General features: G+C 67.6%; 15 protein-coding genes. 8 read left to right on the top strand and 7 right to left on the bottom strand.

Going from position 1 to position 15,491, the window contains the following annotated elements:
* Positions 1-49 precede the first annotated feature (49 nt).
* Both P4826_RS18875 and P4826_RS18870 read right to left on the bottom strand, forming a co-directional pair.
* Complete coding sequence (locus tag P4826_RS18875; RefSeq protein ID WP_317701877.1) at positions 50-982, bottom strand: DMT family transporter; 933 nt, start codon at positions 980-982, stop codon at positions 50-52.
* A 132-nt stretch (positions 983-1,114) separates the two neighbouring features.
* Positions 1,115-1,855: a GntR family transcriptional regulator gene (locus P4826_RS18870; protein ID WP_317701876.1), complete on the bottom strand. Its 741-nt coding sequence runs from the start codon at positions 1,853-1,855 to the stop codon at positions 1,115-1,117.
* 124 nt (positions 1,856-1,979) lie between these two features.
* Between P4826_RS18870 and pcaB the strand changes: the two genes are divergently transcribed.
* The 3 genes from pcaB to P4826_RS18855 all read left to right on the top strand — a co-directional run bounded on the left by pcaB (position 1,980) and on the right by P4826_RS18855 (position 6,048).
* Positions 1,980-3,347, top strand: a complete 1,368-nt coding sequence (gene pcaB / locus P4826_RS18865; RefSeq protein WP_317701875.1) for a 3-carboxy-cis,cis-muconate cycloisomerase — start codon at positions 1,980-1,982, stop codon at positions 3,345-3,347.
* 26 nt (positions 3,348-3,373) lie between these two features.
* A complete protein-coding gene (locus P4826_RS18860; RefSeq protein WP_317701874.1) occupies positions 3,374-4,351 on the top strand; it encodes a Bug family tripartite tricarboxylate transporter substrate binding protein in 978 nt (325 codons plus the stop codon).
* Between the two features lie 173 nt (positions 4,352-4,524).
* Complete coding sequence (locus tag P4826_RS18855) at positions 4,525-6,048, top strand: fumarate hydratase (protein WP_317701873.1); 1,524 nt, start codon at positions 4,525-4,527, stop codon at positions 6,046-6,048.
* Position 6,049: 1 nt separating this feature from the next.
* Here the strand turns inward: P4826_RS18855 and P4826_RS18850 are convergent, their stop codons facing one another.
* Entirely contained in the window at positions 6,050-7,213 is a 1,164-nt protein-coding gene (locus P4826_RS18850) for an alpha-hydroxy acid oxidase (protein ID WP_317701872.1), read from the bottom strand.
* Between the two features lie 113 nt (positions 7,214-7,326).
* On the opposite strand from P4826_RS18850, the gene P4826_RS18845 reads away from it, so the two are divergent.
* Together P4826_RS18845 and P4826_RS18840 are read left to right on the top strand one after the other, a co-directional pair.
* Positions 7,327-8,031 carry a glutathione S-transferase family protein gene (locus P4826_RS18845; RefSeq protein WP_317701871.1) on the top strand — a complete coding sequence of 235 codons (705 nt, stop codon included), beginning with the start codon at positions 7,327-7,329 and terminating at the stop codon, positions 8,029-8,031.
* The gene (locus tag P4826_RS18840) at positions 8,028-8,651 is read left to right on the top strand and encodes a glutathione S-transferase family protein (RefSeq protein ID WP_317701870.1); all 624 of its coding nucleotides are present in this window, start codon (positions 8,028-8,030) and stop codon (positions 8,649-8,651) included. The genes P4826_RS18845 and P4826_RS18840 overlap by 4 nt, the downstream gene beginning before the upstream one ends.
* A 162-nt stretch (positions 8,652-8,813) precedes the next feature.
* Here the strand turns inward: P4826_RS18840 and P4826_RS18835 are convergent, their stop codons facing one another.
* The 3 genes from P4826_RS18835 to P4826_RS18825 all read right to left on the bottom strand — a co-directional run bounded on the left by P4826_RS18835 (position 8,814) and on the right by P4826_RS18825 (position 11,972).
* A complete protein-coding gene (locus tag P4826_RS18835; RefSeq protein ID WP_317701869.1) occupies positions 8,814-9,275 on the bottom strand; it encodes a nucleoside deaminase in 462 nt (153 codons plus the stop codon).
* Positions 9,276-9,322: 47 nt separating this feature from the next.
* Positions 9,323-11,524, bottom strand: coding sequence for a penicillin-binding protein 1C (gene pbpC, locus P4826_RS18830; protein WP_317701868.1), 2,202 nt, complete (start codon positions 11,522-11,524; stop codon positions 9,323-9,325).
* A gap of 100 nt (positions 11,525-11,624) precedes the next feature.
* Positions 11,625-11,972 carry a DUF3088 domain-containing protein gene (locus P4826_RS18825; protein WP_317701867.1) on the bottom strand — a complete coding sequence of 116 codons (348 nt, stop codon included), beginning with the start codon at positions 11,970-11,972 and terminating at the stop codon, positions 11,625-11,627.
* Positions 11,973-12,106: 134 nt separating this feature from the next.
* Here P4826_RS18825 and ftrA point away from each other — a divergent pair, with 134 nt between their 5' ends.
* On the top strand, positions 12,107-13,072 hold the full coding sequence (ftrA, locus tag P4826_RS18820) for a transcriptional regulator FtrA (protein WP_317701866.1): 966 nt from the start codon (positions 12,107-12,109) through the stop codon (positions 13,070-13,072).
* 157 nt (positions 13,073-13,229) lie between these two features.
* Here the strand turns inward: ftrA and P4826_RS18815 are convergent, their stop codons facing one another.
* On the bottom strand, positions 13,230-14,327 hold the full coding sequence (locus tag P4826_RS18815) for a metallophosphoesterase (RefSeq protein WP_317701865.1): 1,098 nt from the start codon (positions 14,325-14,327) through the stop codon (positions 13,230-13,232).
* A 56-nt stretch (positions 14,328-14,383) separates the two neighbouring features.
* Between P4826_RS18815 and P4826_RS18810 the strand changes: the two genes are divergently transcribed.
* Together P4826_RS18810 and P4826_RS18805 are read left to right on the top strand one after the other, a co-directional pair.
* A complete protein-coding gene (locus tag P4826_RS18810) occupies positions 14,384-15,094 on the top strand; it encodes a transcriptional regulator (protein WP_317701864.1) in 711 nt (236 codons plus the stop codon).
* Positions 15,078-15,488: a hypothetical protein gene (locus P4826_RS18805; RefSeq protein ID WP_317701863.1), complete on the top strand. Its 411-nt coding sequence runs from the start codon at positions 15,078-15,080 to the stop codon at positions 15,486-15,488. Before P4826_RS18810 ends, P4826_RS18805 begins: the two co-directional genes overlap by 17 nt.
* The last annotated feature ends 3 nt before the right edge of the window (positions 15,489-15,491 follow it).

Raw genomic sequence — 15,491 nt, 5'->3', positions numbered from 1 at the left:
CGGGTCAGGCGGGGCAGGTCGGCGGCGGTCACGGCGAGGATTGTCGCCCTCAAAGCCCCTGCAGGCTGATCAGCACCAGCCCCACCAGCATCAGCGCCATGCCCAGCTTCTCGGGCCGCGTGAAGGACTCGCTGAGCAGGCGGCGCGAGACCAGGTAGCTGAACACCACCTCCACCATGCCCAGCGTGCGCACCTCGGCCGCGCCCTGCATGGCGTAGGCCGTGAACCAGGCCAGCGACGCGGCCGCGCCCATGCTGCCGGCCACGAGCGACAGCCGCCAGGCGGGCCACAGCGGCGCCAGGCCTTTTTCCGATCGCAGGGCCACCCAGGCACCCAGGCCCAGGCTCTGCAGCAGCTGGGCGATGACCACGCCCCAGGCGCCCGACAGCCAGGGCGTCTCGGCCCCCAGCGCCAGGGCGCCGCCGCGAAAGCCCACGCTGGCAATGGCAAAGCTGGCGCCGCAGCCCAGGCCATAGAGCGCCGGACGGCTGAGCCAGGCCGACAGCGACAACAGCTGCCCGCGCGGCGGCAGCGACAGCAGGAACACGCCTGTCGTCGCCACCACCATGGCCAGCAGCGCCAGCGGCCGGGGCAGCTCGTGCAGCAGCACCGTGGCGAACAGCGCCACCTGCAGCACCTCGGTCTTGGACAGGGTCACGGCCACGGCAAAGTTGCGCTCGGCCATGGCCAGCAGCAGAAAGGCCGTACCGGCGATCTGAAAGAAGGCGCCCAGCGCGATCCAGCCCAGGTAGGCGGCACTGAAATGCGGCAGGGCCGGCGGCTGGTCGGGCCAGCAGTACAGCAGCGCCAGCCACAGGCCGGCAAACGGCAGGCCGTAGAGAAACCGCACCAGCGTCGCGGGCAGCGTGCCCAGCTCGGCGGTCAACGTGCGCTGTGCGGTGTTGCGCGCGGTCTGGGCCAGGGTGGCGAACAGCACCACGGGGATCCAGAGCCAGGTGGGCGCATCAAGGGAAAGAGTCATGGGAGGGCTGCATGGCAGAGGCCCTCCAGCATAGCCAGCGCCCGGGTCACAGGGGTACAGCTATTGGAGAGGGATGCCTGTGCACATGGCGATGGCCGCGCAAGGACAACGGTGTCAAAGGACGATCAAGGGCTACCTGTCTTGCTCGCGGCTTCGGCTCATCTCCATTGAGAACGTAAAGCGGTTAGCGGGATGTATGGATCGGGACACTTCCAGCAGCTCTCCCGCCGTGTCGTAATAGCGTCGGGTGATACGCAAGGCGGGCGAGTCCACGTCCGTCTGCAGCTCGCGGGCTAATTGCGCCGGCATAAGCATCGCGTCCACCTCCTGGCGGATCCGGGCAATGGCCCGTCCATAACGCGCCTCGATCAAGGAACTGATCAGGATCTCGGGCGACTGGCGCACCAGCTCGTCGATGTCGCCGAAGGCCGCATCCACGTACACATCAGTCCAGCAAATGGGGCGCGCGCTGGGCGTGTCGTCCATGCGCAGGCTGGAGATATGCAGCCAGTGCGTGCCGCCGGGGCAATCAAGCTCCCTGGCCAGGGCCAGGTCGGCCACCAGCCATTCGGAGGAACGGATGACCCGCACATGCCGCGCTCCAAACTGCGCCAACTCGTCCACCGTGGCAATGGACTGCGTAAACCCCGTTACCGGCTTGGTGGACTCCACGCGCGTGCCCACGTTCTTGCGCCGGGAGATCAAACCCAGCTCCTGCAGTTCGTCCAGGGCCTTACGGACTGCGTAGCGACTCAAACCATGGGACTCACAGAGCTCGAACTCCGTGGGCAACAACGAGCCCACGGGATAGCGGCCTGCGGCGATGGCTTCTGCCAGCTCACTCACCAGGTCGGCAGGGGTGGTCTTGTTCATGGCGCGCGACATGGCATGAATTCAGGGTTAATACCAATCATAATTTGTTCGAACATATATACACTGCATTTGTTCGAACATATTTGAATGTCCGACATTATCAACATACTTTGGGCCTCCCACCATGTCCTTCGTCCCTGTCTCCAGCACCGTCATCGACTCCATTCTGTTTCGCGACGCATTTGGCACTCCCGCCATGCGTGAGGTGTTCTCCGACCGCCGACTGATCGCCCGCTACATCGAGGTGGAAGTGGCGCTGGCACGTGCCGAGGCGCGCTGCGGCGTGATTCCGTCTGAGGCGGCCGAGGCCATCGCCCGCGAGTCGCGCCTGGAGCGCATCGACTTCGATCACATGCGCCACGAAACCGACATTGTCGGCTACCCCATCCTGCCGCTGGTGCACCAGCTGGTGGCCATGTGCGGCGAGGCCGGGCGTTACGTGCACTGGGGCGCGACCACCCAGGACATCATGGACACGGCCAATGTGCTGCAGGTGCGCGATGCGCTGGATCTGGTGGAGGCCGATATCCGCACGCTGCGCGGCATCCTGGCCGACCTGGCGAAGAAGCACCGCAACACCCCCATGGCCGGCCGCACCCACCTGCAGCAGGCGCTGCCCGTGACTTTCGGCTACAAGGTCGCCATCTGGCTGGCGATGTTCGATCGCCATCAAGAGCGCCTGGCCCAGCTGCGCGAGCGCGTGTTGTGCGTGGAGCTTGCGGGCGCCGCGGGCACCCTGGCCTCGCTGGGCGACAAGGGCCTGCAGGTGCAGCAGGCGCTGGCCGAGGAACTCGGCCTGGCCGTGCCGGCCACCACCTGGCATGTAGCGCGCGACGGCTTTGCCGAGGCAGTCAACCTGCTGGCCCTGGTGACCGGCTCACTGGGCAAGATTGCGCTGGACATCATGATCATGGCCTCGACCGAGTTCGCCGAGGTCTACGAACCCTTCGTCAAGGGCCGGGGCGCCAGCAGCACCATGCCGCAAAAGCGCAACCCCATCTCCAGCGAGCTGATGCTGGCCGCCGCCAAGGGCGTGCGCCAGCATGCGGGCCTGATGGTGGACGCGATGATCCAGGACTTCGAGCGTGCCACAGGCCCGTGGCATGCCGAGTGGATCGCCATCCCCGAGAGTTTCATCCTTACCGCCGGCGCGCTGCACCAGGCCAAGTTTGCCCTGGGCGGGCTGATCGTGGACACCGATCAGATGCGCCGCAACCTGGGCCTGAGCCGCGGCCTGATCGTGGCCGAGGCGGTGATGATGGGCCTGGCCCCGGCCATGGGCCGCCAACAGGCGCATGACGTGGTCTATGACGCCTGCCGCAGCGTCAACGAAACGGGCGGCACCCTGGCCGAGGCCCTGGCCGCCCTGCCCGCCGTCACCGCGCATTTCGACCGCCAGGCCATCGACCGCCTGACCGATCCCGCCAACTACCTGGGCCTGGCCCCGGCAATGGTGGATCGTGCCATCGCCGCGTCGGCAAAGACCCATTGATTCCACACACCCTTCAGGAGACAAACATGAAATTTCTCAAGACCGCCGGCGCCGTTGCCCTGCTCGTCGCATCCCAGTTCACCCATGCCCAGGACTGGCCCACCAAGAGCCTGACCTGGATCGTTCCCTTCGCCGCCGGGGGGCCGACGGACGCCATGGCGCGCGACATTGCGGACAAGGTCAGCCGGCAGATCGGCCAGCCCATCATCATCGAAAACACGCCCGGCGCGGGCGGCACCATTGGCGCGGCCAAGGCCGCCAAGGCGCGTGCGGACGGCTACACCTTTCTGGTGGGCCACTTGGGCTACATGGGCGCGGGCCCGGCGCTGTACAAGAAGCTGAACTACGACCCGGTCAAGGACTTCGAGGCCGTGTTCCGCTTCCCCGACACGCCCCTGGTGATGCTGGTGGGAAAGAGCTCGCCCTACAAGAGCGCCGGCGATCTGATCGCCGCAGCCAAGGCGCAGCCGGGCAAGATCAACTTCAGCAATGCCGGCGTGGGCTCCACCTCGCACCTGATCGCCGCGCTGTTTGCCGCCAAGGCCGGAATCGACGTCACACAGGTGGCCTACAAGGGTGCCGCGCCGGCCATCAACGACCTGATCGGCGGCCAGGTGGATGCCATGTTCGACCAGACCAATACCGCCCTGCCCCAGGTGCAGGGTGGGCGCCTCAATGCCATTGCATTGACCTCGCTCACGGCCATGCCCCAGCAGTTTCCCAGCGTTGCCCCGTTGGCCGAAAAGGCCTTGCCCGGTTTCGAGGCGGCCACCTGGTACGGCCTGTACGCCCCCAAAAGCACGTCCAAGGATGTGGTGCAGAAAATGCATCAGGCCTATCTGAAAGCATTGACCGACAAGGCATGGACTACGCGCATGGTGGGGCAAGGCATACAACTGCTGCCCGAAGCGCAATACGCGCCAGATGTCTTTGCCAAGTACACCGCCGCCGAAGTGGAGCGCTGGCGCAAGGTGGTGAACGACGCCAAGATCCAGCTCGATTGATGTGAGACACCTCCCTGAGTCGCTTCGCGCCTTCCCCTTGCTCTCGCATTGCTGCGCAATGCGGGCAGGGGGACGCCACCAGCGCGGCTGGGCGGCCCTTGCGCGGTGGCCCGCGCCTGGGATGCGCCAGTTTCATGCGGCACGGGTCATGTGCAGCATTGAGGAGAACTGATATGACCCGCATCGCGCAGGAAGACCTGGTGGACAGCCTGGCACAGGCCTTCCAGTTCATCAGCCACCACCACCCGCCCGACTTCGTGCGCGCGCTGCGCCGGGCACTGGCCACCGAGACCCATGCGCCGGCGCGTGCCGCCATCGAGCAACTGCTGGTCAACAGCCGCCTCGCCGCCCTGGGGCGGCGGCCCGTATGCCAGGACACCGGCGTGGGCCAGGTGTTCCTGCGCGTGGGCTGTGGCGTGCAGTTTTTTCGGCGCGATGGTGCGCAGCCCTGGGGCCTGCAGGCGGTGGCCGACGAAGGCGTGCGCCGTGCCTACCGCGATCCGGTCAATCCGCTGCGCGCCACCATGGTGGACGATCCGCTGGGCCGGCGGCGCAACACGCGTGACAACACTCCCGCCGCCGTGCACTGCGAAATCGTCGAGGGTGAGGCGCTGGAGGTACTGGTCGTGGCCAAGGGCGGTGGTGGTGATGTGAAGGCGCGCTTTGCCACGCTGGAGCCCAGCGACAGCGTGGCCGACTGGGTCATCGCGCAGTTGCCGGGCATGGGCGCCGGCTGGTGCCCGCCCGGCACCCTGGGCATAGGCATAGGCGGCACGCCGGAGCAGGCCATGCTGCTGGCCAAGCTGTCGCTGTTCGATCCCATCGACATGGATCTGCTGCGCTCGCGCGGCGCCCAGGGCGTCGAGGAGGCCCTGCGGCTTGAGGTGTACCAGCGCGCCAACGCTCTGGGCATAGGTGCGCAGGGCCTGGGCGGAACGTCCACCGTGCTCGACGTGAAGCTGCGCACGGCGCCCTGCCATGCGGCCACGATTCCCGTGGCACTGATTCCCAATTGCGCCGCCACCCGCTATGTACGCTTCATGCTCGACGGCAACGGGCCGGCACGTATCGACGAGCCTCCACCCAGCCTTTGGGACGGCATCCCCGACCGGTTCGACTTGCCCGATGCCGAGCGTGTGAATCTGGATCATCTGAGCGCTGACACCGTACGCCAGTGGCGCATTGGCCAGACTCTGCTGCTGTCGGGGCGCGTGCTCACCGCCCGCGACGCGGCACACAAGCGCCTCGTGGATCTACTCGCTCGCGGCGCGGCACTGCCGGTGGACCTGCGCGGCAGGGTGGTCTATTACGTGGGCCCGGTGGACGCGGTGGGTGACGAAGCAGTGGGCCCCGCAGGGCCGACCACCGCCACGCGCATGGATCGCTTTGTCGAGCCCCTGATGGCGCAGGCCGGTTTGCTGGCCATGATCGGCAAGGCCGAGCGCGGATCTGCCGCCATCGCCGCCATTGCCCGCCACGGCGGTGCCTATCTCAGCGCCACGGGCGGCGCCGCCTATCTGTTGTCCAGGGCTATTCAATCCGCTCGCTTGCTGGCCTTCGAGGACTTGGGCATGGAAGCCATCTATGAGTTTGAGTTGGTGGACTTCCCAGTCACCGTGGCGGTGGACAGCCGGGGGCGAACCATTCATTCGTTTATACAAACGAGAGCAGCGTCACAACGCCAGGCCCCCCCATGAATCACGCCGTCGGGTAGGTGCCCGGCACCAGGATGGAGCGGTCCACGTTCTGCAGATTGGTATGGCCACAGAAGGCCATGCTCACGTCCAGCTCCTTGTGGATGATTTGCAGGGCCTTGGTCACGCCGGCCTCGCCAAAGGCGCCCAGGCCGTAGACCATGGCGCGGCCGATCATGGTGCCCTTCGCTCCAAGCGCCCAGGCGCGCAGCACGTCCTGGCCGCTACGGATGCCGCCGTCCATCCACACCTCCAGCTTGTCGCCCACGGCTTCCACAATCGCCGGCAGCGCGGCGATGGACGAGGGCGCGCCGTCGAGCTGGCGACCGCCGTGGTTGCTGACGACGATGGCGTCGGCGCCGTTATTGGCGGCCAGCAGCGCGTCTTCCACCTCCATGATGCCTTTCAGGATCAGCTTGCCGCCCCACTGCTGCTTGACCCAGCGCACGTCCTCCCAGGACAGGCGCGGGTCGAACTGCTCATTCGTCCAGGCGGCCAGCGAGTTCATGTCCGACACGCCCTTCACATGCCCCACCAGGTTGCGGAAGGTGTGGCGGCGCGTGCCGGCCATGCCAAGGCACCAGCGCGGCTTGGTCATCAGGTTGATGATGTTCTTGAGGGTGGGGCGCGGCGGCGCGCTCAATCCGTTCTTGATGTCCTTGTGACGCTGGCCTATCACCTGCAGGTCGAGCGTGAGCACCAGGGCGCTGCACTTGGCGTCTTTGGCGCGCTGGATCATGCGCGCCATGGCGTCGCGGTCGCGCATCATGTAGAGCTGGAACCAGAACGGCGCGCTGGTGTGCTCGGCAATGTCCTCGATCGAGCAGATGCTCATGGTTGACAGGGTGAACGGTATGCCGAACTTCTCGGCCGCGCGCGCGGCGTGGATCTCGCCGTCGGCGTGCTGCATGCCGGTCAGGCCCACGGGGGCGATGCACACCGGCATGCTGGTCTGCTGGCCGACCATGGTGGTGGCGGTGCTGCGCCCTTCCATGTTGACGGCCACGCGCTGGCGGAACTGGATGGCGTGGAAGTCGCTTTCGTTGGCGCGGTAAGTGCCCTCGGTCCACGAGCCGGAGTCGGCGTAGTCGTAGAACATGCGCGGCACGCGGCATTCTGCGACCTGGCGCAGGTCTTCGATGCAGGTCATTTTGGAAAGATCGGCCATGGCAGGAGGGGGTAACAACAACAAGCGCGCATCGTAGCCCTGGCGGCCCCGGCCATGGTTGAAGGCTTTTGCCCCGGCTGTGAAAATTTTGCAGCCGCACTACCATGGCCCCCATGATCACCCTCTACACCGCCGCCACGCCCAACGGGCACAAGGTCTCGATCGCGCTGGAAGAACTGGGCCTGCCCTACCGCCTGCAGGTGCTGGATTTATCCGCCGGCGAGCAAAAGCGCCCAGAGTTTCTGGCCATCAACCCCAACGGCCGCATCCCGGCCATCGTCGACCACGATGCCGGCGACTTTGCCGTGTTCGAGTCCGGCGCCATCCTGGTCTACCTGGCCGAGAAGACCGGCCGCCTCATGCCTCAGGACGCGCCGGGCCGCTCGCGCGTGCTGCAGTGGCTGATGTTCCAGATGGGCGGCGTCGGCCCCATGATGGGTCAGGCGAATGTGTTCTACCGCTACTTCCCCGAGAAGATACAGCCGGCCATAGACCGCTACCAGGCCGAGGGCCGGCGCCTGTTCGAGGTGCTCGACGGCTACCTGGCGCAGCACGAATGGCTGGCCGGCGACTACTCGATTGCCGACATCGCCAACTGGGCCTGGGTGCGCACGCACCGCTGGTCGGGCATCTCCATCGACAGACTTGATCATCTGCGCCGCTGGCGCGATGCCATCCGCGCACGCCCTGCCGTGCAGCGCGGCCTGCTGCAGCCGCCGGCCAAGATGGACCTGGAGCGCGACGGCGAGGCCGGCGCCCAGGCCTTTGCCGAGCAGGCGCGCGGCATGGTCATCACCGGACAACAGGACAAGCCATGAAGCTCTACACCGCCCACCGCGCGCCCAATCCGCGTCGCGTGCTGATGTTCATCCACGAGAAGGCCATCACCGGCATCGAGCTGGTGCCCGTCGACCTGAACGCCGGCGAGCACAAGGGCGCCGCCTACCGTGCGCTCAACCCAGTGGCCACCGTGCCGACGCTGGAGCTGCCCGACGGCCGGTGCTTAAGCGAAACGCGCGCCATCTGCAGCTACCTGGAGGGCCTGCAGCCCGAACCCAACCTGATGGGCCGCGACTTTGCCGAGCGCGCCTTCATCGAAATGCACGACCGGCGCGTGGAGTGGTACTGGCTGCTACCGATTGCCAACTGCGTGCGCCACACCCACCCCGGCCTGGCAACGCTGGAGCGCCCGCAGTTCGCCGACTTTGGCCGGTCGCAGGGCGAGAAGGTGCGCGAGCGCGCGCGCTGGCTCGACGAGCAGCTGGCAGAGCATCCCTGGATGGCCGGCGAGCGCTTCACAATTGCCGACATCACCGCCTTTTGCGCGCTGGAATTTGCCCGCGGGTTGATGAAGTTCGACGCCGGCGCCGAGGGCTTTGCCCGGCTGCAGGCCTGGCGCGAGCGCATGGCCGAACGCGAGAGCGCCAGGGTGTTTTAGTGTCCTGAGTTGAAGGTTCGTTGAATAACAAATCGACCGATATCGGCACCAGGCAAGGCGCAAACCGCAGCCATAGCCGTAGCTATGGCGAGGATTTGCAACGCCGCATGGCGTCGATAGTCGGGTGATTTGTTCATCGAATTTCCAATTCAGGACACTCATTCACGCCTGGGGCCAGGGCGTGTCGCCATACAGTTGGGCGGCGCTGATACCGGTGTCCAGCCGCGACAGCGGCAGGGGAGGCGGCACCAACGGCAGGCGCAAGCAGCGGTACCAGCCCTCGTTGGACAGCCCGTAGGGCGTGGCGTCCTGGTTGTCGAAAGCGTAGAACACCTGCCCGCAGCCGGCCATCAGCAGCGCCGCCAGACACATCGGGCAGGGGTGGCCGCTGGCGTACAGGGTGCAGCCCGCCAGGCTGGGGCTGGCCTGGCGCCGGGTGCCGGCGCGCAGTGCCTGCATCTCGGCATGGGCACTGGGATCATGGGTGTGCACGATGTCATTGATGCCGGTGGCGATCACCTCGCCATCGCGCGCCAGCACGGCGCCAAACGGCCGCCCACCACGCTGGCGGTTGGCATGGGCCAGATCGACCGCCAGGCGTAGCAACTCGGTATGGGATGGCATGGAATACCTCCGATGGATTGGGTGGCGCAGGGCAAATTGTGCCGCGCTCACGGCATGGCGCCGCCCGCCCCGCCCGGCCGCCCTGGGCCGGGCTTGACACCCGCGCCGCGCACCTCGATCTGCACGCTGTCCTGCATCTGGCCTTGCGCGTCCAGCAGCTCCACGCGGTGGCGGCCCGGCCAGGGCAGCCAGGCCAGTGCAGCGCCCTGCCCCACCGGCCTGCCGTCTATGCGCCAGCGCAGCGCAGTGCCGCCCTGGGCCTGCAGTTGCAGGCGCTGGTGCGCGGGCGGTATGTCGGGGTCCAGCGCGATGATGCTGCCCGGCGCCGGGGCGATGATGCGCGCCGGCGTACCAAAATTCATATGTTTTTTGCCGCTAGCGCTTGCTATATAAGCGTCAGAAGCTTCTATATCAATAGCAAATACCGCCTGCTGCGTGCCACGCACAAACCACTCCTCGCGCGGGCTCTCCAGCCGGTCCGCGCCGCCGTCAAAGCGCACCGGCTGGCGCAGCACGCCCGCCGGTGGCCGCGGCGCGTGGCTGGGCGCGGCGCGATGCAGCCAGGCCATGACATCGGCCCAGATGGGTGCGGCGCCGCTGCTGCCGCTGACATCGTGCATGGGGCTGCCTCCGGCATTGCCCACCCACACGCCGACGGTGTAGCGCTGCGACCAGCCCATGGCCCAGTTGTCGCGCATGTCCTTGCTGGTGCCGGTCTTCACCGCACTCCAGAAGCGCGTGTTCAGCACGCTGTCGCTGCCGAAGGTGGGCACGCGGGCGTTGGCGTCGGCCAGGATGTCGCCCACGATGAAGGCCGCACCGGCATCCAGCGCTTGGGTGAAGGCCGCCCGCGCGCCGGGCGCATAGGCCACCGGGCTGACGCGCCCGCCGTTGGCCAGCGCCCGGTAGGCGTTGGTCAGCTCCAGCAGCCGCACCTCGCCGCTGCCCAGCGCCAGGCTGTAGCCGTAGTAGCCGCCGGACTCGCGCAGCGCCAGGCCCAGGCGGCGCAGCTGCGCAAAGAAGGCATCGGGCGACACCATGACCAGGGTGCGCACCGCCGGCACGTTGAGCGAAGACCCCAGCGCCTGGCGCACCGACACCCAGCCCTTGAACTGCCGGTCGTAGTTCTGCGGGATGTACAGGCCGCCGGCGGTGGCGATCTGCGCGGGCGAGTCGTGCAGCAGCGAGGCTGCGGTCAGGCGCTTCTCGGCAATCGCCTGCGCGTACAAAAAGGGTTTCAGCGTGGAGCCCGGCTGGCGCAGGGCGAGCACGCCATCGACCTCGGCCGCCTGGCTCAAGGGGCCAGAGGAGCCGACCCAGGCCAGCACCTCGCCGCTGGCGTTGTCCAGCACCACCAGGGCGGCGTCCTGCACGTTGCGCCCGGCGAGCTCGCGCAGGTGGCGCTGCAGCGTCTGCTGCGCCATGCGCTGCAGCGGCGCGCTCAGGCTGCTGCGCTGGCCAGCGCCATGGCCGCCGCGCAGCCACTGGCGCGCAAAGTGCGGGGCGATGCCGGCGCTGGCGTCATAGGCACGGCGCTGCAAGGCGGCGGTGGTAAACAGGTCTACCGCCTCGCAATCGGCCTGGCCTTGCTGCATGTCGCGCAGCACGCCGCAGGCGCGCCGCGCCACCAGGGCCGGCCTGGCGTTGGGCGCACGCACCAGGGCTGCGGCGACGGCTGATTCGCGCTCGTCCAGGCCATGGGCGGCCTTGCCGAACAGGGTGCGCGCCAGCGCATCGATGCCGACCAGCTCACCGCGAAACGGCACCAGGTTCAGGTAGGCCTCCAGGATCTGGTCCTTGCGCCAGCGCCGCTCCAACAGCTGCGCGGCCACGGCCTGGCCCATCTTCTGCGTGACCGTGCGCCCGCCCGGGCCCTGGCGCCAGTCACCGTCCAGCAGGCCGGCCAGCTGCATGGTGAGGGTGCTGGCGCCGCGCGTGCGCTCATGCCACAGGTTGGCCCAGGCGGCGGCCGACACCGCCGCCCAGTCCACCCCGCTGTGCTCGTAAAAGCGCCTGTCCTCACTCAGCACCAGGGCGCGCTGCAGCGCGGGCGAGACATCGGTCAGCCCCAGCCACTGGCCACGGCGCACCGTGACGTCGGTGCGCAGGCGCTGGATCACCTCGCCCTCGCGCGAGAGCACCAAGGTTTCGGATGAGCGGAAGTCCGCGCGCACCTCGTCAAAGCTGGGCAGGGCCAGCGCCGGCCCGGCCGCCAGCGCCAACCCCGCCGCCCAGGCGCCAGGGCGCATGCAGCGCAGGACGCATCGAACTACGGACGGAACAAACAGGGACAGGGACGCTGGCATGGGCGCCGCAGCTTATCACCCAAGCCTGCGGCCGGGCGGCCCTTCAGCCGGCGTGCGCCACGCCGTACTGCGCCGACAGATAGCGGCGGATCTGGTCTGGGGCATCAATGAAGCGAACCCCGTTGTGCGTGCGCGTCTCCACGCCGGCATCGGAGACCACCCGCCCGTGGCCCAGCACCAGCACGGGGGCGGACTGGTTGTCCGCGCCAATCAGCGCGACGATGGCCGCGCGCGGACACGGCGCGCCGATGTAGTGCACATCGACCTCATTGCGCAGCTGCGGGAAAAAGCTCAGCAGCCCCTCCACGGCCACCGAGTCGCCACAGTAGAACGGGCCTTCGGACTCCTTGAAGAAGCCGGGCTGGAGGAGAAAGAGCTGGTCTTTTGGCATGGGGTTCCTTGCATCAATGGTTCAGTGGGGTGGACGGTGCAGGCACTTGAGCTACATCGTGGTTGCCATGGTAGGAATCACGCGCCGCACAGACGAGTGGCATGAATGGCAACTTACGTCACAATCGTGCCAATATGGATACGCCCCACACCGCCCCGGGATTGGTCGCCGTCGTCGTCTACAACGGCCTGAGCCTGTTCGAGTACGGCTGCGCGGTCGAGGTCTTTGGCCTGCCGCGGCCCGAGCTGGGCGATCGCTGGTACCGCTTTGCCGCCTGCGCGGCAGAGCCCGGCGTGCTGCGCGGCGCGGGCGGCATACAGATCCAGCCCGACCAGGGCCTGGAACTGCTGGCGCAAGCGCGCACCATCATCGTCCCCGGCTGGCGCGGCATCGATGCGCCCGTGCCCGAGCCCCTGTCCCAGGCGCTGCGCCAGGCCCACGCCCGCGGCGCACGCGTCCTGTCCATCTGCACCGGCGCCTTCGTGCTGGCGGCGGCGGGCCTGCTCGACGGCAGGCGCGCCACCACGCATTGGCGCCATGCGCAAACGCTGGCCGCCCGCTACCCGGGGGTGCAGGTACAGGCCGACGTGCTGTACGTGGACGCGGGCGACATCCTCACCTCGGCCGGCAGTGCCGCCGGCATAGATCTGTGCCTGCACCTGATCCGCCGCGACCTGGGAGCGCGCATGGCCAACCAGGTGGCAAGGCGCCTGGTGATGCCACCGCACCGCGAGGGCGGCCAGGCGCAGTACATCGAGGAGCCCGTGCCCCGGCGCAGCAACGCATCACTGGCCCCGCTGCTCGACGCGATGCGCGCCAGCCTGGGCCAGGACTGGCCCATCGCCAAGATGGCGGCCCACAGCGCCACCAGCGCGCGCAGCTTCCAGCGCCACTTTGTCGGCGCCATGGGCATGCCGCCGGGCGAATGGCTGCTGGCGCAGCGCCTGGCCGCCGCCAGAACCATGCTGGAGGAAACCGATGCCAGCGTGGACGAGATTGCGCTGCAGGTCGGCTTTGGCGACGCGGCCACGCTGCGCGGCCATTTCCGCAACCGGCTCGGCACCAGTCCCGGCGGCTACCGCAAGCGCTTCAGGGCATAGGCGCCCGCAGCCCCCCATCGGCGTGACATTGCAGAGGGAGCCTGGCCCAATGCACAGGCCCATGGACTGCAATGCCACGGTACGTTAGGCGCCGGCCCTGCGTCGTCACCCAGAGCCGGCTACCTGCACACCACTGTAGGCCGCCGCCGTGACAGCTTTATGACGGCCTGGCCGCGGCCTGCGCCTTGCCCGGCGCGCCAAAACCCTCGGTGGCCAGTTGCACGCCATCGTCGAACACCAGGGTGCGTTCGGGCCAGCGCAGCGCCGCCAGCTTGAAGCGGCGCGCCGGGTCTTCGCCGTTGCGACGCGCGGCCCAGCGCGCGCCCACCGAGTAGTCCACGCAGAACACATTGCCACGGGCGCCCAGCCAGGCCAGCGGCCCGGTATGGCCAAACAGGTTCTCCGCCTGCGGCCCATGGGCCGCCGCATCGCCCGCCAGCGGGCGGCGCCAGTAATGGCCGACGACGACGGCCGGGGCCTCGGTGTATTCGCTCCACCAGGCGACGCGCTGCACGAAGCGCCATTTGCCGCCGGCATAGAAGGGCGTGCGGCACTCGCGCTCCACCCCCGTGGTCAGCACCTTAAGCGGGTTGACCATGGCCTTGCCCAGCTCGCGCTCGCTGTGCGCCGGCAGAAAGGGCGGGCGCTGCGCGCCATCCTCCAGGCTGTGCGGCCAGCGCTGGCGCTCGGTCTGCATGCGCTGCAGCACCTGGCTGCTGCGCGCCTGCTCGGCCGCCTGGTCCTCATAGCGGTCGTAGGCATGGCGTACATCGCCCACCGGCAGCGAGCGCGCCATGGCGATCTGCGGGGATAACCAAGCGGCGTGCACCACGCGCAGGTCCTCGCGCTCCAGCGCGATGGGCATTTGGTTGAGTTGCTGCAGCAGGGTCGCCGCATCGGCCTTGGACAGACGCGCAAACGGCGCGTACTTGGGCTCGTCGGACGCCAGCCGGCTGTCAAAGAACCAGCCCGAGCCATCCTTGGCGTCCTCGCGCAGCAGGTTGATCTCGTGGTTGCCCAGCACCGCCAGCGCCGTTCCCGCCGCGATCATGGACAACACCAGGCGCAGCACCGCCGGGCTATCGGGGCCGCGGTCGCAAAAATCGCCCACGAACACCAGACGCCGGCCCTGGGGGTGGTGGCCCTGTTCGTCGTAGCCCAGGTGGGTGAGCAATTGCCTCAAGGCGGCGATCTCGCCGTGGATGTCACCGACGATGTCGAGAGAACCGGAGGGGAGGCTTTGTACAAGGCTCATGTGAGGCACAGGGAATGGAACAAACCGAAGCGATGCGCAGCCGATGAAAATCGCTGTTGTACCTGCTTCTTGTCACGGCCACCGATTGTCGGGGTTATAGGCGGGCTCTCATCATCATAAACCCCGAATTGGGCATAATAAACCCCAATATGGGTTTAGTTATCGATATCCCCCCCAGCCTCGCCGACGCCCTGTTCCCCAAGGTACGCCAACGGGTACTCGCCATCCTGTTCGGCACGCCAGATCGCAGCTTCTATGCCAACGAGGTAATTGCGTTGGCACAGTCGGGCACGGGGGCGGTGCAACGCGAATTGGCGGATTTGTCGGGCGCCGGCCTGCTCACCGTGCGCAAGCAAGGCAACCAGAAGCACTACCAGGCAAATGCCGATTCGCCCGTGTTTGCCGAGTTGCGTGCCCTGGTGCTCAAGACCATGGGCCTGGCCGATGTGCTGCGCGCCGCGCTGGCGCCGTTGGCTGGGCAGGTGAAGGCCGCATTCATTTACGGATCGGTGGCGCGCCAGCAGGACACGGCCCGCAGTGATGTGGACTTGCTCGTCATCAGCGATACCCTGGGGTATGGCGAGTTGTTTGGCGCGTTGGAAGATGCTGCACGAACGCTGGGGCGGCCCGTCAATCCAACGCTGTACACGCTTGCAGACTGGGCCAGGCGCGTGCGCGGCGACAATGCATTCATCACCCGCGTAGGGCAGCAGCCCAAGATATGGCTGGTCGGAAGCGAGGAGCAACTGAATGCACCCGGCACTTGAAAACCTGAGCGGGCCCGGCAAGCCCCTGAAGGCCGAAGCGCCAGACGCGCAGGAAACGGCGGGCCTGCTGCGCGTGGGCCTGGCCAGGCTGCGCGATGCGCAGATTCCCGCATTGGCGCTGGAAAGCCGGTTTGACCTGGCCTACAACGCCGCACATGCTCTGTGCCTGGCGGCACTGCGGCGCATGGGCTACCGGCCGGCGAACCGCTACATCGTGTTCCAGGTACTGCCGCACACCCTGGGTTTGGGGCCCGAGGTGTGGCGCGTTCTCGACAAATGCCACAACACGCGCAACCTGGGCGAATACGAAGGTGCCCTGGACGTGGACGAACGGCTGGTGGCCGACCTGATCACCGCCGCGCAAGCCGTCTCCAAGGCCATCCAGAAAGCGTGAATC

The sequence above is a fragment of the Diaphorobacter limosus genome, assembly GCF_033100095.1.
Taxonomy (GTDB): Bacteria; Pseudomonadota; Gammaproteobacteria; order Burkholderiales; family Burkholderiaceae_C; genus Alicycliphilus; species Alicycliphilus limosus.
The sequence above is the reverse complement of the archived record's forward strand: the minus strand, read 5'-3'. Positions and strand labels throughout refer to the sequence as shown.